The organism is Pedobacter puniceum (genome assembly GCF_009674685.1).
Taxonomy (GTDB): Bacteria; Bacteroidota; Bacteroidia; order Sphingobacteriales; family Sphingobacteriaceae; genus Pseudopedobacter; species Pseudopedobacter puniceum.
Genome location: NZ_WKJI01000003.1, coordinates 469,379 through 488,893, shown reverse-complemented (window position 1 = coordinate 488,893; position 19,515 = coordinate 469,379). Strand labels below are relative to the sequence as shown.

Here is a 19,515-nt window from a genome sequence, read left to right as displayed (position 1 = left end):
TTTTTTATATCATCTAAAGCGTAAATTAAGGCCAAATACCCATATTCATGTAAGAAACGGCTATTTTATCAACAGCAGCAACAAAAGCTGCTGTTCTTAAACTACCTGTATTTTTTACATTCTTAATTTCTCTTATTTCATGGTAAGACCTTACCATGGTATCCTCTAGGCCAGAATTTACCAATTCTAATTCTGATGGCCCTTTCGCTATCATAGCTCTTTGCTGAGGAGTTAAAGTAACTCCAGTAGTGCTTTCTATCATGCTTAAGATATTCAGGTTATTGGTTTCATCGTATCTCCTATCCATTCTACCAAAAGCTACGTGAGATAAATTTTTTAACCACTCGAAATAAGAAACTGTAACCCCACCTGCGTTGGCATACATATCAGGAATAATCATCCCACCATTTTTAATAAAAAAATCTGCAGCATCTGGCGTAGTTGGACCATTAGCACCTTCTGCAATAATTTTAGCTTTTATTCTGGCTACGTTAGCCATAGTGATTTGATTCTCTAAAGCTGCTGGCACCAATATATCGCAGTCTTGCTCTAAGCCTTCGGCAGAGTTTTTAAATTCTGAGGTAGCTTTAGCATAACCCAGAATACTGCCTGCTTCTTTTCTATGCTTTACTACATCATTAACATCTAAACCATTGGCATTATAAATAGCACCATCAAACTCGCAGATACCTACAATGATACCACCTTCTTCGCTCAAGAATTTTGCAGCATGGAAACCCACATTTCCTAAACCTTGTACAATAATTCTTTTACCAGATATTCCTGCTGTAAGCCCCATTTTATTCATATCCTCGCTTACAGAAACACATTCTCTAACAGCATAAGCAACACCTCTTCCTGTTGCTTCTCTCCTACCAGCAATACCATGTAACGCAATTGGTTTACCTGTAACACAACCCAAAGCATCTAAAGAGCCTGGATTCATGGTTAAATAAGTATCAGCAATCCAAGACATTTCTCGTTCTCCGGTGCCGTAATCTGGCGCTGGCACATCTATACCAGGGCCTATAAAGTTTTTCTTAATAAGCTCTACCGTATAGCGTCTGGTAATGTTTTCTAGCTCTGCAACCGTATAATTTCTAGGATTTATTTTGATACCACCTTTAGCACCGCCAAAAGGCACATTAACAATGGCACATTTGTAAGTCATTAAAGCTGCAAGAGCCATAACTTCATCTTCATTTACAATATCACTATATCTGATACCGCCTTTTGTAGGCATCATATGATGAGAATGCTCTACTCGCCATGCATGAATAATTTCAAAGCTATTACCTTTTCTTATTGGAAACTGAAAATGGTATACACTATTACATGCTTTAATTTGCTCTAATAAGCCTTTATCGTGATTGGTAAATGCTGCTGCCTGGTCTACATACTGGCATACATCATTAAAAAAATGGTAATCATCAAAAATAACCTCGCCTGCTTTGGTCATAGTAGTAATTTTTATGGTTTATAAAAAATTTTATACAAGTTGAGAGATTTTTTTGTCATCTCCAAATTGATAAAACCTTAGTGTTTTAACCACACAGGGGCATTTTTGTTTTAAATGTTTGTTTTTAAGGAAGATGAAGCTTATTTATCTTTTTCTATTTTTTTTAATCTTCTATCGATAGAAAATAGATAAAAAAATAAGCCAATAAATAATACAGCCATAACAGCTACTACTACATAAATTTTACCAGAAGAACGCAAGGCATCTGCCATCTCAACTGACTGTGCTTGTGCAAATTGCACAACCAAAAAGAGTATTGCGATTAAAGAGAAAAATCTTTTCATTATTGAATTTGATTATTTTTATTTTCTATGATTCTAATTCTAAAACGGATAGTCATAATCCAGGTAGCAACTAAAATCCATCCTAATACTGCGGGATAAAAAACATAGCGCATATTACTATCCAAATCATAAGCACCAAAACCAGGGTTTCCACCGTTACCGGGATGTAAAGAATCTGTTAATCGGGGTAACACGAAAATAAGTACTACCATGATGGGAAAAGCGAAAATGTTATAAATAGCAGAAATTTTTGCTCTCTTCTGCTCTTCATCAATAGAGCCTCTTAAGATGATGTATGCCAGATACATTAAGGTAGCTATAGCAGAACCATTTAATTTTGGATCATTTGGCCAAGGTGCGCCCCAAGTAAAGTTTGCCCAAATCATGCCGGTACCTAGACCTAAAAAACCAAAAATAATACCTGTATTTACACTTTCTACAGTAATTAAGTCATCGTTTTCTTTTCCAGAACCCAAATACTTGATACTGTAAATTACAGAAACCAAATAAATAATAATCATAGCAAACCACATAGGTACATGATAATACAAGTTTCTGATACTTTCATGTAAGATTGGAAGCGCCGGAACATCTATCAATAAACCTCCGGTAACGGAGAATAATACTAAGATTACAGACAACACTTTCCACCAATTTTTATACATCATTGCTTAAAAATTAATCTCGCCAAAGGTAAGGAAATAGTAATAAAGAAACAGCAATTACTACGATATTAATGAGGCATAAAACGCCTATTTCATCATAAGAAACAGAATTATCTAAACCATCCATTGCGTTTTTAGAGAGCTTAATAATCAGCATCAATAACGGAATAATAACTGGGAAACTTAATATAGCCATTAAAGTACCATTATTACCTGCTTTAGAGGCTATAGCAGATATCATGGTGAAAACCGTAGAAAAACTAATACTGCCTAATAAAACTGCTATTAAGTATAATCCTAAATTGGCAACTGCGTTTTGAAACACAATTTGATAAGCCAAAAAAGCGATGGCAGACATAATCATCATCAACAAAATGTTGTAAATAATTTTAGAGATAATGATGGCCTGCGGACTAGCAATGGTATAATAGTATAACAAGCGACCTTTACTTTCTTGCATAAAACTTTTTGCGATGGCATTGATAGCTGCAAAAAGTAAAATAATCCAGAAAAGCGCATTCCAAACTAAAGGAGGAGTAGTTTTAAATGATAGATAACAAACAAAAACAGTAGAGATAACATAGAGCAAAATACCATTAAAGGCATATTTAGAACGCCATTCTAATAAAATCTCTTTGTATAATAAACTCTTAACTTGTTTAATTAATATCATGCAGTTGCAAAGATAACAAAAGCTCATATATAAGCTTAACATCGGTGTAAAGCCTTATATTTTTTATGATATTTGATTGATGAATGTACAAAGTATTGAAAGTCCATTAGGCTTCGTTATTATTAAAGAAGAAGGCCAAGCTATTTGTGAAATTAGTTTTGCAGATACACCACAAGAAAATGGTGCAAAAACCGATGTTTTAACATTGGCTGTAACAGAACTTCAGCAATACTTTAATGGAGATTTAAAAAGCTTTACTTTCCCTATAAAACAAAGCGGTACTGATTTTCAACAGCAAGTTTGGAGTACATTGCAAGAACTAAATTTTGCAGAAGTTATCTCTTATACCACTTTAGCCATTAGGATGCAGAATTTACTAGCCATAAGGGCCATTGCAGCTGCAAACGGCAAAAACAAAATCATGATTGCTGTACCCTGCCACCGGGTAGTAGGCATGGCTGGCGAACTTACCGGCTATGCGGGTGGTTTATGGCGCAAACAATGGCTGCTAGAACATGAAGCTAAAATTGCCGGAGTAGGGCAAACTAAACTGTTTTAGTATTCCCCATTAAACGAGCAACATATTTACCAATGATATCAAATTCTAGGTTTACCATATCGCCAGGTTTTACGCTTTGTAGATTGGTATGCTCGTAGGTGTAAGGAATTATAGCCACAGAAAACTGCCCAGGTTTAGAGTTTACTACAGTTAAACTTATTCCATTTACACAGATAGAACCTTTTTCTACTGTAACATTGCCCTTATCCTCATCATAACTAAAAGTATAAAACCAGCTACCTTCTTGCTCTTCTAAGGCAATACAAATACCGGTTTGGTCTACATGGCCTTGTACAATATGCCCATCTAACCTACCATTCATTTGCATGCAACGTTCTAGGTTTACCAAACTGCCTTCTTGTATACTTCCCAGATTAGTTTTTTGTACAGTTTCGTAAATAGCGGTTACGGTGTGGCTTTTCTCATTTTGCGAAACCACAGTTAAACAAATGCCATTATGCGCTACAGATTGGTCTATTTTTAAATCTTTACTTATCGTGGAAGATACGGTAATATGTAAATTTTCTTGCTCTTTTCTTAAGCTTGTAACGGTTCCTAAAGTTTCTATAATACCTGTAAACATGTATTGTTTTATTTGTTGAATTACCAATTTCTTCTATTTCTTAACCAGTTTGAAGATTGTTGAGCTGTTGTTTCTAATTGCTTATTGCTTGATTTTGTAAATAGCTTATAAGCTAAAATTGCAGCTATTCTTTCTTCCTCATCATCTTGTTTCTTTAGTGCTTCTGGTTTAAAATACTTAGCTACAAAATGCGTATCAAATTCTCCTGATTTAAAAGCTTCATGCTGCATGACAAAGCTACCAAAAGGCAGGGTAGTTTCAATACCACTTATTTGATATTCTGCAATTGCCCTTAACATTCTTTCTATAGCTTCTTCCCTATTTTTACCATAGGTAACCAATTTAGCAATCATAGGGTCGTAATAAATAGGTATTTCCATGCCTTGTTCAAAGCCGTCATCAACCCTTACGCCAATACCTTTAGGGGTTTTATAAGTTTTTAGCGTACCAATATCTGGCAAGAAATTATTAACAGGGTCTTCCGCATAAACCCTTAGCTCTATAGCATGACCTTTTATGCTTAAGTCATCCTGAGTAAAAGAAAGTACTTCGCCTCTTGCAATTTTTATTTGCTCTTTCACTAAATCAACCCCGGTTATCATTTCCGTTACCGGATGTTCTACCTGCAAGCGAGTATTCATCTCTAGAAAAAAGAAATTCTTATCGGCATCTAGAATAAATTCTACAGTACCCGCACCTGTATAATTTACAGAGCGAGCCACATCTACAGCACATTTTCCCATTTTAGCTCTTGTTACCTCGTCTAAAACAGCAGAAGGCGCTTCCTCAACCACTTTTTGATGACGACGCTGAACAGAACATTCGCGTTCGAAAAGATGAACAATATTCCCATACTGGTCTCCTAAAACCTGAATTTCTATATGCCTTGGCGATGTTACATACTTTTCTATAAAAACAGCACCATCTCCAAAAGCAGATTCAGCTTCGGAAATGGCTAATTTCATTTGCTCTTCAAAATCTTCTACCTGATGTACCAAACGCATACCTTTACCACCTCCACCAGCAGCTGCTTTTATCAAGACTGGGAAGCCAATACTTCTTGCTTTTTCTTTTGCTTGTTCTATATTGGTGATAGCTTCCTCAGTACCAGGAACTAAAGGAATTTGATATTTTAATGCGGCTGCTTTCGCTGATAATTTATTACCCATAATCTCCATAGCTTCTGGTGATGGACCTATAAGGATGATACCTGCGGCTTTTACTCTTCTGGCAAAATCTGGGTTTTCTGATAAAAAGCCATAACCCGGATGAATGGCCTCTGCACCTGTTATTTTACAAGCATCAATAACCTTTTGAATATTTAAATAAGATGCTGTAGAAGCAGCTTCACCAAGACAAATGGCTTCATCTGCATAGCGTACATGTAGGGCATTTCTATCTGCATCAGAAAAAACTGCCACAGTTTTAATACCCATCTCTTTAGCAGAGCGCATAATTCTGAGGGCTATTTCGCCCCTATTAGCTACCAATATTTTTTTCATATGGCTAAAATTATCCCTACAAAATACACATTTAAAGAGATAACCTAACTAAGCGCAGACATGTTTTCTGTATCTAAGATTTTTACCAATAATTTTTCTTCGGGCAGAAGGCTATCTTCTAAATCTTCTTCAATGTCATACTCGTATAAGGTGCCTTTTTCATAGCTATGCAATACAATGGGGTGTATATAATATTTCTTACAAACTGTACGCGTATTACCCAATTTATGAGCAACCTCATCAATAGCTTGTATAATGTTCTTTTTACTTATTTGCTCTTTATCAGATTTTTCCATTTGCTTTAAGGCACATAAAGCATGTATACTACCAGCCCAAGTTCTAAAGTCTTTAGCTGTAAAATCTTCTCCGGTAATACTTTTAAGGTACTGGTTTACATCGCCAGACTCAACACTATAATGTTTACCTTCATCATCATAATATTGAAATAATTCTTTACCTGGGATATCTTTACACTTCTTTACTAAGGCGGCAAGCTTTCTACTTTGTAAATTTATATTGTGTTGTACACCTTTTTTTCCTTTAAAGATGAAATTTACTTCATTGCCTTTAAATTTCACATGCTTATCTCTTAGAGTAGTGAGCCCAAAAGAACCGTAAAGTTTACTATACTCGGCATTTCCAATTCTGATATGTGTAAGCTCTATCAGTTTAACAACCAAAGCCAATACTTTTTCAAAAGGCAATCCTTTTCTATTTAAATCTATTTCTACTTGCTTTCTAATATCAGGAAGCGCTTCTGCAAACTTCCGTAAACGGTAAAATTTGGCTTCATTTCTTATTTTATTCCATTCTGGATGGTAGCGATATTGTTTTCTACCCTTAGCATCTATACCGGTAAACTGTAGGTGCGTATTTTCTGATGGAGAAATCCAAACATCTTCATAAGCTGGCGGAATAACCAGTTTTTTAAACCTTTCTAGCAGATTCTTATCTGTAACTTTTTTACCATCCCAATCTTTAAAAATGAAACCGGCTTTTGTTCTTAGCCTACTAAAACCAGCTTGTTGATTGTTAACGTAACGTAAGCCCACAGCTTTAGCTGTAATTTTTGGGTCGAGGCCAATTTTTTCTAAACGCTGCTGTTTTCTATTCATATGCTCCTTAAAACATATGAATATCATGCCACTAAATTATTTTGATGTAACATTTATGCCTTATTTTAGGTATCAGGTAAAAGAAATTATTTATTACTTTGCATCAATATCTATTTTTAACATATGGCTATTACAAATTCGATAGAAGAAGAAAGAATGAACGAGATTTATAAAATCACCTCACTTCTTATTCAAACCCAATCCGATGATTTTAATGAGATCATCAGTATAGCCTGCGGCTTCCTACAAATGGAAACCGGAATAATTGCTAAAATTGAAAACCAAGACTATCAAGTTCTTGATTTTCACTCTACCAACAAAGCATTACAACTTAAAAATCAGGTTTTTGATTTACAAGATACTTTTTGTGAAATCACGTTAAGTGAAAATAAAGTTTTTGATATTGATGATGCCGAAACCTCACACCTAAAAGGGCACCCTTGTTATAGTAAATTTCATACTAGGTCTTACATTGGTGTTCCTATTTTATCCGAAGGAAAAAAATTTGGGACTTTAAATTTTTCATCATCTTATGCTAATCCAAAAAGCTTTAATCAAGCTGACAGAGATTTTGTTCAATATCTTGGGCAGTGGATTAGTAATTATTTAGACAAAAGATCTTTTGAGAAGCAAATAGCCGAGAAAAACGAACAATTACTGAAGCTAAACCAAGAACTAGCCAATAATAATGAGAACCTGTATAAAATTATGCAGGAAAAAGATCAGCTTTCGCAGATATTACTTCATGATTTAAAATCGCCTCTAAGTAATATTAAAATGTTATCCTTCTTGTTTGAAGAAATGGTAACCAATAGCGAAACCGAAGAACTTTTTGGCATCTTTAACAAAAGCATGCAGGATGTTTTCCACCTCATCAGTCAGATGGAGACTTTAAACAGCATGGAAAATAATCCGGTTAAACCTTATGTAGAGGAATTGGAGTTAAATACGTTTATAAAAGATGTTGTAGGAAATTTTTTAAAATCTGCTGATGAGAAGCAAATTATTTTAAATTACGAACCTTTAGCATCGCCTTTAACCATTAAAACCGATGGTAATTTACTTACCAGGATTATCAATAACCTTTTATCTAACGCTATAAAATTTTCTGCATTTAATAAGCAAGTATTCATTACGATTCAAAATCAAGAAAACCAAATTAGCGTAAGCATTAGAGATGAAGGACCAGGAATTTATCCTCAAGAAATGGATAAACTTTTTAAACGTTTTACACTACTATCAAATAAACCAACAAACAACGAAAGTTCTTCTGGCTTAGGCTTATATATTGTAAAAGAGCTTGTAGAAAAACTAAGCGGTACTATTAATGTTATTAGCACACCTGGACAAGGCAGCATATTTAGAGTAAATTTGCCGCTTACTTTAGTAGTTGACTAATATCATTTAAAATTTAAAATGTCTTTTAAAGCTGTACCTGTTACCATACTTACCGGATTCTTAGGTGCCGGTAAAACCACTTTTTTGAACCATCTGATAGCAGAAAACCCACAAAAGAAGTTTGTAATTATAGAAAACGAATTTGGCGAAATTAATATTGACAGTCAATTAGTTATCAATACCGATGAAAATATTTTCGAACTTTCTAACGGTTGCATTTGCTGTTCTGTAAACGGAGATTTGGCGGCTTTACTAAACAAGCTAGTTACTGGCCCTTATGATTATGACCATTTAATTATTGAAACCACGGGTATTGCAGACCCATCTGCAGTGGCAGCTACTTTTTTAACAGATTACAACATCCAAACTGCTTTTAAACTTGATGGTGTTATTGGCATTGTGGATACCTTAAATGTATTAGATGTTTTAGGTGTTGAGGAAGAAGCCTCTAAACAAATTGCTTTTTCAGATTTCTTAATCTTCAATAAAAGTAGCAAAGCATCAGCAGAAACTTTAGCAGAAGTAAAAGAAAAAGTAAAGGCTTTAAACCCATTTGCTGATTTTGTTTTTACCGATTACAGCAAAACCCCAAGCTCTAACTTATTACAGTTAAATGCTTTTGATAAAACTAAAGTAAGGTTTAATTTAGGTTTTAAAACCGATGATAAGCCACTCATACAATTAAAAGCAGAAACTCATCATCACAATATTGTATCACAAAGCTATATCTTAAAACCAAGCTTCGATTTACTAAAACTAAGACATTATTTTAGTGTGATGCTGATGATACAAGGAGCTTACTTTTACAGGATAAAAGGAATCTTAAATATTGAAGGTTTTAAAAAACAACTTATTGTACAATCTGTTAAAGGAGCACCCGTGTTTACAGAAGGCGATGATTGGAAAAACGATGAAGAAAGAGAAACAAGAATTGTTTTTATTGGCAAAAATCTAAAAAGAGAAATTTTAGAAAAGGGCCTTAAACAGTGTTTTTACAAATAAAATTCTGTTTTTAAAATAAAAATTACTTAGTGTATTTTGTACAATAAGAAGATTTATCTATCTTTAAAAACCTAATTAAAATTAACATGATTATAATTGCCGACGGAGGCTCGACCAAAACAAACTGGTGTTTGATTACTGAAGAGGGTAAGAAAGTACTTTTTAATACAGAAGGTTACAATCCTTATTTTTCAAATACTGAGTATATTATAGAATCGTTGAAGAAAAACGTTCCATCTGATTTGCCAGTTGCTGCTATTAAAGAAGTGAATTATTATGGCGCTGGCGTTCATAACGATGAGAAAGCAGAAATTGTAGCTAAAGCTATGAGAGCTTTTTTTGTGAATGCACAAGTTAATATTGGCCACGATTTATTAGCCGCAGCAAGAGCTTTACTAGGCGATGAAAGAGGTTTTGCAGCTATCTTAGGCACAGGTACTAATACTTGTATTTATGATGGTGAGGATATAGAATTTAACATAGATTCTTTAGCTTATATTTTAGGTGATGAAGGTAGTGGCTGTTATATTGGTAAAAAACTTTTATCAGACTATATAAGAGGTTATATGCCAGAAAATGTAAGAGCAGTATTTTGGGAAACCTTTAAGCTTACTCCGGATGATATTTTAAACAATGTTTATTCTAAACCGCTTCCAAACAGATTTTGTGCGAGCTTTAGTAAATTTGTTTATGACATTACGGTTAACATAGAATACTCAAGAAATTTAGTAAAAACCTCTTTTAACGACTTCTTTAAAAACTTAGTGAGCCATTATCCTAACTATAAATCTTACAAATTTAATTGTATCGGTTCTGTAGCTTATAACTTTAGAAACATCCTTGAAGAAGTTGCACAGGAATATGAAATGGAAATGGGCGTTATTATCCGATCGCCGATTGACAACTTGGTAGATTACCACGTAAAAAAATTTAATAAGAAATAGAAAAGGGGCTTTAGAGCCCCTTTTCTATTTTAAAATATTTTTAAAATTATTCTTTCCCAAAAGAAAGTTCGTTATGGAAATATTTACTGTATTTACGCTTATCAAATTTGTATAATTTGGCAGCTCTGTAAGAAACACCTTTCTGCTTCTCATCAAGCTCTTTTAAAATATCATAAGCAAGCATTTTCTTTCTAAAGTTTCTCTTATCTAACTTTTTATTTAAGATAACCTCGTACAAATTTTGCAATTGCGTAAGGGTAAACTTCTCTGGTAAAAGTTCAAATGCTATAGGTTGGTAGCTAATTTTATTCTTTATTTTCTCAAAACCTTTTTTGAAAATCTCGCTATGGTCAAAAGCCAATTTAGGTAAATCTTTTACAGAAACCCAAACTGCCTTTTTAGCATAATTGGTAATAGGCTTAAGTTCCTTTTGGCCATTTAATCTTATCATGGCAAAATAAGCCACAGTAATAACCCTACCTTTTGGATGCCTATTTACCTCTCCAAAAGTATAAAACTGCTCCATGTAAATACCTTTCAGGCCTGTAAGTTCGTATAAAATACGCTCTGCAGCCTCGTCTATACTTTCACTTTGGTAAACAACATTACCGGGCAAAGCAAACCATTCCTTAAAAGGCTCTTCATTTCGCTCTATCAATAAAATTTTCAACTCACCTTCATCAAATCCAAAAATGATGCAGTCTGCAGAGAAAATTGATTCAAAACGTACAGGTATATTTTCCAAGTCTTAGGGTTTACAAAAACTAATAATAATCAAATTTGAAAAAAAAAATTGACAAAATCTCACTTAGTGTAAAAAATACACCGTATATTAGTGAGCCGTAAACGAGAGTTCAAAAATAAAAAATGTCGAAAATTAAGAAAATAGCAGTATTTACTTCAGGTGGCGATGCCCCAGGAATGAATGCCTGTATAAGAGCCGTTGTGAGAACGGGTATACATTTTGGTTGTGAGATGGTAGGTATTAAACAAGGCTACCAAGGTATGATAGATGAAAATTTCATCCCAATGAATCGCCACTCGGTAAGTAATATTATGCAATTAGGTGGTACTATTTTAAAAACCGCCCGTTGTTTAGAGTTTAGGACCGAAGAAGGTATGGAAAAAGCTTATCAAAACCTTAAAAAACAAGGTATTGAAGCTTTAGTGGCTATTGGCGGAGATGGAACATTCACAGGTGCAGAAAGATTTTCTAACAGATATGATATTCCGGTAATTTGTGTACCAGGCACTATTGATAATGATCTTTATGGTTCTGATTTCACCCTAGGCTTTGATACCGCAACTAATACCGTTATAGAAGCAATTGATAAAATTAGAGATACCGCAGAATCTCATGACCGTTTATTTTTTATAGAGGTTATGGGGCGTGATGCTGGCTGTATTGCTTTAAGAGCAGGTATTGCTGGTGGTGCAGAAGCGATAATGTTACCAGAAAAGGATACCGCCATTGAAGATTTAATTTCTACGCTAGAGCATGGTGCTGCTAACTTAAAATCATCTAGTATTGTAATTGTAGCCGAAGGAGATAAAAACGGTGGTGCTTATAATGTAGCTAAAAGAGTTAAAGAAAAATTTGATTATTACGATACAAAAGTTACCATTTTAGGTCACTTGCAACGAGGTGGTAGCCCAAGCAGTTTTGATAGAATTTTAGGTAGTAGAATGGGCTTTGCAGCGGTAAAAGCTTTATTAGCTGGCCAAACCAGAAAAATGGTTGGCTTACATGGCAATAATATTGCACTTACTGATTTACGTGAAGCATTATCTGGCCATGAATTTAAATTGGAAGACGATTTAATGGAAATGTCTAGCATATTAGCATAAAAATGGTTGCAGTTGTTTACAGTGGATCTAGATATGCCAATTGGCGAATTGCCCATAAGGGTACAGAAACCATAGAGCTAAGAACCGTAGGCATAAACCCTTTTTTTAATGATGAAAAGTATATTCTTCAGGTTTTAAACAAGAATATACAACTCATTCATAATGCAGAAAAAATAAAGAAAATATACTTTTTTGGTGCAGGAGCAACATCTAAAGAGAGAAGCGAAATTGTGAGTAATGCATTTGCCCAATTTTTTAGATATAGCAAGATATTTGTTCATAATGATTTGCTAGCTGCCGCAAAAGCCAGCTGCGATGATAAAGCAGGTATTGTGTGTATCATGGGAAGTGGTTCTAACACAGCTTTCTTTGATGGAAGAAAAATTATAGATAATAATTATGGTTTAGGTTATGCCATTGCTGACGAAGGATCTTCTAACTGGCTAGGTAAAAACTTGATAAAAGCTTACATAACCCAAACTTTACCAGCAGATATCAACTTGCTTTTCAAAAAAAAGTATGATTTAGATAAAAAGCAGATTTTAGATAAAATATATAAACAAGCACATCCTAACATTTTTATAAGTTCTTTAGTAGATTTGCTCACAGAAAACAGAGAGCATCCTTTTGTTAAAGACTTTGTAAAGAATGGATTTCACGTGTTCATAAACACTTATCTTGTTCCTATGATAGAAAAATATGGCAAAAAACAACCCATTTATTTTGTGGGTACCGTGGCGGCTAATTTTCAGGATTATTTAAGAGAAGTTGCCAAAGAGCATAACATCAAAATATCCACTATCATTAAAGAACCTATTTATAACTTATTGAATTATTACGCAAATAAAAATTAAAACAAATGAAAATTGGAATTAACGGATTCGGAAGAATTGGAAGATTAGCTTTTAGAGCTGCAATAAACAGAAAAGACATTCAAGTTGTTGGTATCAACGATTTGATTGATGTTGATTACATGGCCTACATGCTAAAATACGATTCTACACACGGAAGATTTGATGGTACTGTAGAGGTAAAAGATGGTAACCTTGTGGTTAATGGCCAAAGCATTAGAGTAACAGCAGAAAAAGACCCTGCTAACTTAAAATGGAATGAAATTGGTGCTGAATATATTATTGAATCTACTGGCTTTTTCTTAACTCAAGAAACTGCACAAAAACATATTGAAGCTGGTGCTAAAAAAGTAGTAATGTCTGCTCCTGCTAAAGACGATACCCCTACTTTTGTTATGGGTGTTAACCACAAAACTTTAAGAGCAGATCAAAACATCGTTTCTAATGCTTCTTGTACTACTAACTGTTTAGCTCCTATCACTAAAGTATTAAACGATAACTTTGGCGTATTAGAAGGTTTAATGACTACTGTACACGCTGCTACTGCAACGCAAAAAACTGTTGACGGACCATCTGTTAAAGATTGGAGAGGCGGACGTGGTGCTTACCAAAACATCATCCCTTCATCTACTGGTGCTGCAAAAGCGGTAGGTTTAGTTATCCCAGAAATTAAAGGAAAATTAACTGGTATGGCTTTCCGTGTTCCAACTGCTGATGTTTCTGTAGTTGATTTAACCGTACGTTTAGAAAAACCTGCTTCTTACGAGGATATTAAAAAAGCAATGAAAGCTGCTTCTGAAGGTGAGTTAAAAGGAATTTTAGGTTATACCGAGGATGAAGTTGTTTCTACAGATTTCTTAGGAGATGCTCGTACTTCAATTTTTGATGCAAAAGCGGGTATATCTTTAAATGATAACTTCGTAAAAGTTGTATCTTGGTACGATAACGAGTGGGGTTATTCTAACAAAATTGTTGATTTATTACAACATATGGCTACTTTATAAGATAGCTCTTATCTATAAAAAAAGCTTTCCCGATGAATTTCAGGAAAGCTTTTTTATTTATACTCTGTTGGATAATGAATTTCTATATACTCTTGTAGCTCGGTTTTAAGGAAGATATATTTTGCTTCGGCTTCTTTACAAAGCCATTTTTTTATAGCTCTACCCTGCTCTAAAACTTCTACAACTCTGAAACGCCTTGCCAATTGATCCATCTGATTATTATAATTCTCAATAACCGGATCATTTAAAAGATGGTGATTTCTTTTCTTAAACTGAACTCCAAAATGAATTTGACCTACTATCATAATTAGGACTTTAAGTGTTAATAAAATAGGTAGAAACATTTAGGTAGATTTCTGTTTCTATTAAGAGAGCATCGCGTTAGAGAATCTAATCTACTGAATTATTCTTGAAAAATCTAATCCAAACCCTCTTTTAGTAAAAAAAACATAAAAAATTAACACTATTTTTAAAGATGTTGCAACATTCATTATTAACAATCCAATGTTGCCGTAATCAATTTAACAACCTCAAAAGACTTAAAAGGTTTAGTGATAAAGTGTTTACATCCTAAACTTAAGGCTTTCTGCTTATCATCATTACTGGTTAATGCTGAGAGGAATATAAAAGGAATGTGTGCTAAATGCTCTTGTATTTTTACCTGTTCTATCATTTCAAAACCCGTCATTCCGGGCATTAGAACATCACTTAAGATTAAATCAGGAATGGTATCTTTTAAAACTTCTAATGCCTCGAAACCAGAGCTCGCGGCAATAACTTCAAAATCATTTAATTCTAAAATTTCTGCCAGGGTTTCTCTTAATATAGTTTCATCCTCAACTAACAAAATCTTACTCATGGGTATCAGGCAAAGTTAAAGTTACTAAAGTTCCTTTATCTAATTCACTATCAATTTTTATGTTTCCTTTATGAAGCTCTGTAAATTGTTTTGCAATTACTAAGCCTAAACCAGAACCTTGTATAGTTGATGTATTAGAAGCCCTGTAAAAAGAACTAAAAAGTTTAGATTTTTCATCAGGAGGAACACCAATTCCGTAATCTTTTACTAAGATATCAATTTCATTCTTTTTATAAACAATTTCCAACTCAGGATTTGGTTTACCCGCCGAATATTTAAATGCGTTTGAAATGATGTTAGTTAATATATAAATGAAGAGTAATTCGTCTAATTCTACAATTTTCTTTATCCCTTTGCTGTTAAAGATTATTTTCCTTCCATCAGGCTGACTTGAAAAATAAGTTTCTAAAACACGTTCTATCAAGGCAGAAAGCTCAACTGGTTTAAGATTTACAGTTAGCTCTTGAGCGTTGTAACGACCAAATAGTAAGATATTATTCATCAACTCTGTCATCCTATCTATTTCGCCTTTTACTCTGCTTGCATAAATATTAAAACGCTCTAATGATTTAGGCTCTAATTTACTAGCATAAGATTCTATAAGCTCTATGTTAGAGTAGATAACCGTTAATGGCGTTCTAAACTGATGAGAAGCCATAGAAACGAAATTTGATTTTAACTCGGTAAGTTCTTTCTCTCTTTCTTGCGCTTCTTTACGATCATTAATATCTATTATACTTCCTGCAAAAGCCGATGCATCTGAAAAAGAAGACTTAAACTTACTAGCAATAACGTTTACCCATCTGTAATTTCCGTCTTTATGTTTTAACTTAACATCTATATTAATAGCATGATTGGCTTTGCTTTCTAACAAAGAAAACTGCTTCTTCATGAATTCAACATCATCATCAGCGATGAAGCTACAAATGGTTTTATTTGTAGATTCTTCTTGAGTATATCCCGATAGGTTATACCAATAATCATTTAAAAAAGTAAACTCATTGGCTGTATTGAGCCTAAAAACAACTTCAGCAAGGTTATTAATTAAATAATCAAATTCGTTACGCTGTTGTTCAAGCTCTTGCTGCTGTGTTTTTAATCTGGTAATATCTAGATGAGACCCAGCTAAATAAAGTAATTTCCCTTCATCATCCCATTTTCCTACTGCTGAACCTCTTACCCAAACACAATGGCCTTCTTTATGTAACTGTCTAAACTCTACAGAAAATTCTGATATTCTTTTATGGATGTAATCATCAAAAGCTTTAACAACTTTCGATTTATCATCAGGATGTATGATGCTTGCTGCAAATTCAAAAGTTTGTTCAAACTCATCAGCAGTATAACCTGCCATAGACATGTATATCTTAGAGAAGTACCACTTATCTTCTAAAACATCCCATTCCCAAATTCCTTGTTGCGAACCCAAAACAGAAAGATTAAATCTTTCTTGAGAGTGAAGAAACCTGTATTCGCTTTTTTCACGAGAAAGTCTTATCCCAATATTCTTTGCTACTACATATAGTGCTTCTACCTCTTCTGGCAACCATTTCCGCTCAATTTGACAATCATCATAACCCATCCATCCCCAAAACTGCCCTTCGCAAAAAATAGGTGTAAATAAGAAAGCTTTAATGTCTTGAGACTCCATTACCTCTTTGAAAAGCTCATTCTCACTTTCCTTTACCAAGCCATAATAAGCTTGTTGATTAATCAACGCATCATACAAACCCGGGAAAATAGCATATTCAAGACCGCTTAAATCTGGATTACCTAATTGAATTTCTATGCCTTTATTACACCATTCATGCGTATAATAAAGTTTTAATAAACCATCTGTATCAATCCTATTGGTAAAGATATAGCAACGGTCTACATCTGTAGCTCGCCCTAACTCTTCTACAACTTTTTGTAAAGACTCGTTAACATTACTTTCTTGAAGGAGGACTGTGTTGGCATTTGAAATGCCTACTAGTAAATGCAGCATTTGATTGTTATAGATTCTCAAAACTAAACATCCTTATCTGTTTTTATATCCCTAAAATAGGGGATAAATATTACCTAAAAAATTATATTGATTTGCTCAAATTAAACAAAAAAGGTGAACCTGACTTTAAAAACTATTTAACCTAGCTTTAAGCCAAAAATCATTTACAAAGAAATGCTAAGTTTAATTTAAACGTAAAGTTCTTCTAATGCTTTATGAATTAATGCGCTACCCTCTACTGAAAAGCTGAGTTTTAAAGCATAATCATGCCCCTGTTTATTCATTTTAAGTAAAGACTTTCTTAAGATACTAACCATCTTTTCTTTGGGTTGTGTGTGTAGAAAATCTTCAAACTGATATTGTAAAAAAACTAAGCACAAAGCATTCTCCATAGTTTGCACCTCGGCATCAGCTTTAATTTTTTGTTTCAAAATGATTTGCTTAACGCGATAGCAGACAGTTTCATCAAAACCTACCTTACGTAAAATTGCTAAAGCTTTATCTACATGAAAATTTGCTTGTTCTTTTCTCCATTTTAAATACCCCTCTCTACCATCAGGATACTGGTTACGTGGTGTTTCCCAACGCCCGATATGTTGACATTTTGATGCTAAAAGGAGTTCTAAACTGGCTTGTGGATTTAAGACTAAAATCCATTCATGAAGCTTTTGTGCTAAAAAATACTCTTGAGGATAAGATTTCTCTTGATAAGTTATACGGTTTGGATCTTGTTGGTTATACGCATCAAATGCTGCAAAAGCAGCTTCTAAGTTTTTCATTTTGGTGATAGGCTAAATTAAATTCAAAGTTAAATACATTTTTCGGAAAACAAATTAATATCTCATTAAAATGGTTTATATTTTGCTGTATGGATAAAAGAAAAACAACCTAACATATTACTTTCATGGTTAAAACAAACTCTAAAATCCCTGTTTTCTTTTGCATACCAGATATTACGGGCTTTACCAAATTCATGATGTCTGCTAACCATGATTTTGCGCATGAACTTATACCTAACATTTTACAAACCATTATAAAAACCAATATATTAGATTTAAGCATAGCTGAAATTGAAGGTGATGCCATATTTTTTTATAAAACTGGTAGGCTACCATCTGTACAAAAAGTAGCTAGGCAATGTAAAGCTATTTACGATGCTTTTAACAACTTTATTGCATCGTACAAAGAAATAGATATACAGAATTATGAAAAATACTTAGCTAATAACCAGCTTGGTATTAAAATCATCATCCATCATGGCAAAATATCTATTTCTAATATAGAAGGTCATATAAAATTAATGGGCGAAGATGTTATTTTAGTACATAAGTTACTTAAAAACAGCGTACCGCAGCATAATTACATCCTCTTATCGCAACAGTATTTAGATAAACTTAAAGACAAAAAAGTAGCTAAAAACTGGTTCAATTGGGATAAACTACAAAAAGGGAAAGACCATTATGAACATTTTGGAACCGTACCTTATCATTATATCGCTTTCGCGGATGTAAAAAAACTTAGTAAGACAAAAGCATAATTAATAAAAAGCCAACTGCACAAACTACCAAACCTCCCATAAAAATATTATAAGAAGTAGTTAAAAGCTTATATTTTCTTACCAATACTACGCCTAAATGGTAGATATCTACCGTCATGCTATCATAAAGCTCTTCTTTTTCTTTTTTAAGTTCTTTAATATGATTTACAAATTCATTGATTTGTATTTGAGCAAAATTCCCAAAAAATAGGATACTGCTATTTTTATTGTCAAGTTCGAATTTTTCTTTACTGGTAATATTTGGCCTGGCAGATAAAATAGCAAATACAACAGAAAGTAAGCTACTGATAACTAAAAAAGCCATCGGAAATACAAACCTCACGCTAGCAAAAGTACCATCGCCTGTAAAGGTATAACCAGAACCAAAAAGCGTTATGATTAAAGAAACAATAATGGTATTGATACTAATCATGATGTTGGCCTTATTATCTGCAATAGAGCTTAAGTTGATATGATAATCATAAACAGAACGGTATAAAGTTTCTATCCCTCGGCCCTCTTTTTTAGATTTTACTTCAACGCCTTTCTCTTTTAAATGTAGTTTAAACTGGTCGTTTTTAAGTTTTTCTATCTGTTTACGCTGTTTTTTAAGATTTTTTTCTTTACCATCGCCATAAGTTTGCAGCGCATAAGCTGTTTTAAACTTCTTATTGATGAGAAAATGTAATTGCCCTTCTGCCCATTGTAAATCGGTATAATTTTGCTTTAGGCTTTGCTCCCACTCTACTCTTAGTAATTCTGCATTTTTACAAAACTGTTTTTTGCCCATGTTAATACAATCGGCATCATGTAAAATTTCTTCATTTAAATTACTTTCTGCAACATTTATATGCGTACTTTTTATCATTGCAGTGATGCTTACTAGCCGCTTTACATCAAGTTTACTTCTTAAAAAAGTTTCGGCAATTTTAATGCTTTCTTCTTCATGATCTTTGTATTTAACAGTGTATCCGGTATCATGAAACCAAGCTGCCAGCAATAAATTCTCTTTCTCAATATCATTTAATTGATAATGATTTGCCATTTCCTCGCAAGCGTTAACCGTATCTTTTGTATGGTTAAAATTATGGTAAACCAACTCGTTGGGTAGTTTATCTCTCAATAAATCAAAAACATAAACTTCGGTTGCTTTTAATAAATCAGATGGGGTTGTCATCATATAAG

The 19,515-nt window shown here is 33.6% G+C and carries 21 protein-coding genes; 8 read left to right on the top strand and 13 right to left on the bottom strand.

The window, feature by feature from the left end:
* Positions 1–25 precede the first annotated feature (25 nt).
* The 4 genes from GJJ64_RS13445 to GJJ64_RS13430 form a co-directional block, all read right to left on the bottom strand.
* Positions 26–1,459, bottom strand: a complete 1,434-nt coding sequence (locus GJJ64_RS13445; RefSeq protein ID WP_154288285.1) for a Glu/Leu/Phe/Val family dehydrogenase — start codon at positions 1,457–1,459, stop codon at positions 26–28.
* A gap of 140 nt (positions 1,460–1,599) precedes the next feature.
* Positions 1,600–1,803, bottom strand: coding sequence for a CcmD family protein (locus tag GJJ64_RS13440; RefSeq protein ID WP_154288284.1), 204 nt, complete (start codon positions 1,801–1,803; stop codon positions 1,600–1,602).
* Complete coding sequence (ccsA, locus tag GJJ64_RS13435; RefSeq protein ID WP_154288312.1) at positions 1,803–2,468, bottom strand: cytochrome c biogenesis protein CcsA; 666 nt, start codon at positions 2,466–2,468, stop codon at positions 1,803–1,805. The genes GJJ64_RS13440 and ccsA overlap by 1 nt, the downstream gene beginning before the upstream one ends.
* A gap of 13 nt (positions 2,469–2,481) precedes the next feature.
* Entirely contained in the window at positions 2,482–3,141 is a 660-nt protein-coding gene (locus GJJ64_RS13430; RefSeq protein WP_154288283.1) for a heme exporter protein CcmB, read from the bottom strand.
* A 79-nt stretch (positions 3,142–3,220) separates the two neighbouring features.
* On the opposite strand from GJJ64_RS13430, the gene GJJ64_RS13425 reads away from it, so the two are divergent.
* Positions 3,221–3,700, top strand: a complete 480-nt coding sequence (locus GJJ64_RS13425) for a methylated-DNA--[protein]-cysteine S-methyltransferase (protein ID WP_154288282.1) — start codon at positions 3,221–3,223, stop codon at positions 3,698–3,700.
* Here the strand turns inward: GJJ64_RS13425 and GJJ64_RS13420 are convergent.
* Genes GJJ64_RS13420 through GJJ64_RS13410 form a run of 3 tightly spaced genes read right to left on the bottom strand, consistent with a single transcriptional unit; the run spans position 3,687 to position 6,900 of the window.
* The gene (locus GJJ64_RS13420) at positions 3,687–4,283 is read right to left on the bottom strand and encodes a riboflavin synthase (RefSeq protein WP_154288311.1); all 597 of its coding nucleotides are present in this window, start codon (positions 4,281–4,283) and stop codon (positions 3,687–3,689) included. The two genes, GJJ64_RS13425 and GJJ64_RS13420, sit on opposite strands and share 14 nt — an antisense overlap.
* Before the next feature lie 20 nt (positions 4,284–4,303).
* Positions 4,304–5,785: an acetyl-CoA carboxylase biotin carboxylase subunit gene (accC, locus tag GJJ64_RS13415; protein ID WP_154288281.1), complete on the bottom strand. Its 1,482-nt coding sequence runs from the start codon at positions 5,783–5,785 to the stop codon at positions 4,304–4,306.
* Positions 5,786–5,829: 44 nt separating this feature from the next.
* Entirely contained in the window at positions 5,830–6,900 is a 1,071-nt protein-coding gene (locus tag GJJ64_RS13410) for a DNA topoisomerase IB (protein ID WP_154288280.1), read from the bottom strand.
* 123 nt (positions 6,901–7,023) lie between these two features.
* On the opposite strand from GJJ64_RS13410, the gene GJJ64_RS13405 reads away from it, so the two are divergent.
* From GJJ64_RS13405 to GJJ64_RS13395, 3 genes are all read left to right on the top strand, one after another.
* Positions 7,024–8,298, top strand: a complete 1,275-nt coding sequence (locus tag GJJ64_RS13405) for a GAF domain-containing sensor histidine kinase (RefSeq protein ID WP_154288279.1) — start codon at positions 7,024–7,026, stop codon at positions 8,296–8,298.
* Between the two features lie 18 nt (positions 8,299–8,316).
* The gene (locus GJJ64_RS13400; RefSeq protein WP_154288278.1) at positions 8,317–9,300 is read left to right on the top strand and encodes a CobW family GTP-binding protein; all 984 of its coding nucleotides are present in this window, start codon (positions 8,317–8,319) and stop codon (positions 9,298–9,300) included.
* An 86-nt stretch (positions 9,301–9,386) separates the two neighbouring features.
* Complete coding sequence (locus tag GJJ64_RS13395) at positions 9,387–10,244, top strand: N-acetylglucosamine kinase (protein ID WP_154288277.1); 858 nt, start codon at positions 9,387–9,389, stop codon at positions 10,242–10,244.
* Between the two features lie 46 nt (positions 10,245–10,290).
* Here the strand turns inward: GJJ64_RS13395 and GJJ64_RS13390 are convergent, their stop codons facing one another.
* On the bottom strand, positions 10,291–10,989 hold the full coding sequence (locus GJJ64_RS13390) for an NUDIX hydrolase (RefSeq protein WP_154288276.1): 699 nt from the start codon (positions 10,987–10,989) through the stop codon (positions 10,291–10,293).
* Between the two features lie 122 nt (positions 10,990–11,111).
* On the opposite strand from GJJ64_RS13390, the gene pfkA reads away from it, so the two are divergent.
* The 3 genes from pfkA to gap are packed head-to-tail and all read left to right on the top strand — an operon-like array spanning position 11,112 to position 13,947.
* Positions 11,112–12,092, top strand: a complete 981-nt coding sequence (gene pfkA, locus GJJ64_RS13385) for a 6-phosphofructokinase (RefSeq protein ID WP_154288275.1) — start codon at positions 11,112–11,114, stop codon at positions 12,090–12,092.
* A gap of 2 nt (positions 12,093–12,094) precedes the next feature.
* On the top strand, positions 12,095–12,946 hold the full coding sequence (locus tag GJJ64_RS13380; protein WP_154288274.1) for a hypothetical protein: 852 nt from the start codon (positions 12,095–12,097) through the stop codon (positions 12,944–12,946).
* Between the two features lie 5 nt (positions 12,947–12,951).
* Positions 12,952–13,947, top strand: a complete 996-nt coding sequence (gene gap / locus GJJ64_RS13375) for a type I glyceraldehyde-3-phosphate dehydrogenase (RefSeq protein WP_154288273.1) — start codon at positions 12,952–12,954, stop codon at positions 13,945–13,947.
* A 53-nt stretch (positions 13,948–14,000) separates the two neighbouring features.
* On the opposite strand, the gene GJJ64_RS13370 is transcribed toward gap, so the two are convergent.
* From GJJ64_RS13370 to GJJ64_RS13355, 4 genes are all read right to left on the bottom strand, one after another.
* Complete coding sequence (locus tag GJJ64_RS13370; RefSeq protein ID WP_154288272.1) at positions 14,001–14,252, bottom strand: hypothetical protein; 252 nt, start codon at positions 14,250–14,252, stop codon at positions 14,001–14,003.
* A gap of 188 nt (positions 14,253–14,440) precedes the next feature.
* Positions 14,441–14,806, bottom strand: a complete 366-nt coding sequence (locus GJJ64_RS13365; protein WP_154288271.1) for a response regulator — start codon at positions 14,804–14,806, stop codon at positions 14,441–14,443.
* Positions 14,799–16,793 (bottom strand): PAS domain-containing protein, encoded by a 1,995-nt coding sequence (locus tag GJJ64_RS13360; RefSeq protein WP_154288270.1) that lies wholly within the window; start codon positions 16,791–16,793, stop codon positions 14,799–14,801. Before GJJ64_RS13360 ends, GJJ64_RS13365 begins: the two co-directional genes overlap by 8 nt.
* 188 nt (positions 16,794–16,981) lie before the next feature.
* The gene (locus tag GJJ64_RS13355) at positions 16,982–17,572 is read right to left on the bottom strand and encodes a DUF4202 domain-containing protein (protein ID WP_154288269.1); all 591 of its coding nucleotides are present in this window, start codon (positions 17,570–17,572) and stop codon (positions 16,982–16,984) included.
* Positions 17,573–17,697: 125 nt separating this feature from the next.
* Here GJJ64_RS13355 and GJJ64_RS13350 point away from each other — a divergent pair, with 125 nt between their 5' ends.
* Positions 17,698–18,330, top strand: coding sequence for a DUF2652 domain-containing protein (locus GJJ64_RS13350; RefSeq protein ID WP_154288268.1), 633 nt, complete (start codon positions 17,698–17,700; stop codon positions 18,328–18,330).
* On the opposite strand, the gene GJJ64_RS13345 is transcribed toward GJJ64_RS13350, so the two are convergent.
* The gene (locus tag GJJ64_RS13345; protein WP_154288267.1) at positions 18,311–19,510 is read right to left on the bottom strand and encodes a Pycsar system effector family protein; all 1,200 of its coding nucleotides are present in this window, start codon (positions 19,508–19,510) and stop codon (positions 18,311–18,313) included. The genes GJJ64_RS13350 and GJJ64_RS13345 overlap by 20 nt on opposite strands.
* Positions 19,511–19,515: the final 5 nt, after the last annotated feature.

Bases quoted from the DNA above. Each gene is read 5' to 3' on its own strand.
- GJJ64_RS13440 (WP_154288284.1), bottom strand. From the start codon at position 1,803: ATGAAAAGATTTTTCTCTTTAATCGCAATACTCTTTTTGGTTGTGCAA.
- GJJ64_RS13425 (WP_154288282.1), top strand. From the start codon at position 3,221: ATGAATGTACAAAGTATTGAAAGTCCATTAGGCTTCGTTATTATTAAA.
- gap (WP_154288273.1), top strand. From the start codon at position 12,952: ATGAAAATTGGAATTAACGGATTCGGAAGAATTGGAAGATTAGCTTTT.
- GJJ64_RS13370 (WP_154288272.1), bottom strand. From the start codon at position 14,252: ATGATAGTAGGTCAAATTCATTTTGGAGTTCAGTTTAAGAAAAGAAAT.
- GJJ64_RS13410 (WP_154288280.1), bottom strand. From the start codon at position 6,900: ATGAATAGAAAACAGCAGCGTTTAGAAAAAATTGGCCTCGACCCAAAA.
- GJJ64_RS13365 (WP_154288271.1), bottom strand. From the start codon at position 14,806: ATGAGTAAGATTTTGTTAGTTGAGGATGAAACTATATTAAGAGAAACC.
- GJJ64_RS13345 (WP_154288267.1), bottom strand. From the start codon at position 19,510: ATGATGACAACCCCATCTGATTTATTAAAAGCAACCGAAGTTTATGTT.
- pfkA (WP_154288275.1), top strand. From the start codon at position 11,112: ATGTCGAAAATTAAGAAAATAGCAGTATTTACTTCAGGTGGCGATGCC.
- GJJ64_RS13395 (WP_154288277.1), top strand. From the start codon at position 9,387: ATGATTATAATTGCCGACGGAGGCTCGACCAAAACAAACTGGTGTTTG.
- GJJ64_RS13360 (WP_154288270.1), bottom strand. From the start codon at position 16,793: ATGCTGCATTTACTAGTAGGCATTTCAAATGCCAACACAGTCCTCCTT.
- GJJ64_RS13405 (WP_154288279.1), top strand. From the start codon at position 7,024: ATGGCTATTACAAATTCGATAGAAGAAGAAAGAATGAACGAGATTTAT.
- GJJ64_RS13380 (WP_154288274.1), top strand. From the start codon at position 12,095: ATGGTTGCAGTTGTTTACAGTGGATCTAGATATGCCAATTGGCGAATT.
- GJJ64_RS13400 (WP_154288278.1), top strand. From the start codon at position 8,317: ATGTCTTTTAAAGCTGTACCTGTTACCATACTTACCGGATTCTTAGGT.
- ccsA (WP_154288312.1), bottom strand. From the start codon at position 2,468: ATGTATAAAAATTGGTGGAAAGTGTTGTCTGTAATCTTAGTATTATTC.
- GJJ64_RS13430 (WP_154288283.1), bottom strand. From the start codon at position 3,141: ATGATATTAATTAAACAAGTTAAGAGTTTATTATACAAAGAGATTTTA.
- GJJ64_RS13350 (WP_154288268.1), top strand. From the start codon at position 17,698: ATGGTTAAAACAAACTCTAAAATCCCTGTTTTCTTTTGCATACCAGAT.
- GJJ64_RS13420 (WP_154288311.1), bottom strand. From the start codon at position 4,283: ATGTTTACAGGTATTATAGAAACTTTAGGAACCGTTACAAGCTTAAGA.
- GJJ64_RS13445 (WP_154288285.1), bottom strand. From the start codon at position 1,459: ATGACCAAAGCAGGCGAGGTTATTTTTGATGATTACCATTTTTTTAAT.
- accC (WP_154288281.1), bottom strand. From the start codon at position 5,785: ATGAAAAAAATATTGGTAGCTAATAGGGGCGAAATAGCCCTCAGAATT.
- GJJ64_RS13355 (WP_154288269.1), bottom strand. From the start codon at position 17,572: ATGAAAAACTTAGAAGCTGCTTTTGCAGCATTTGATGCGTATAACCAA.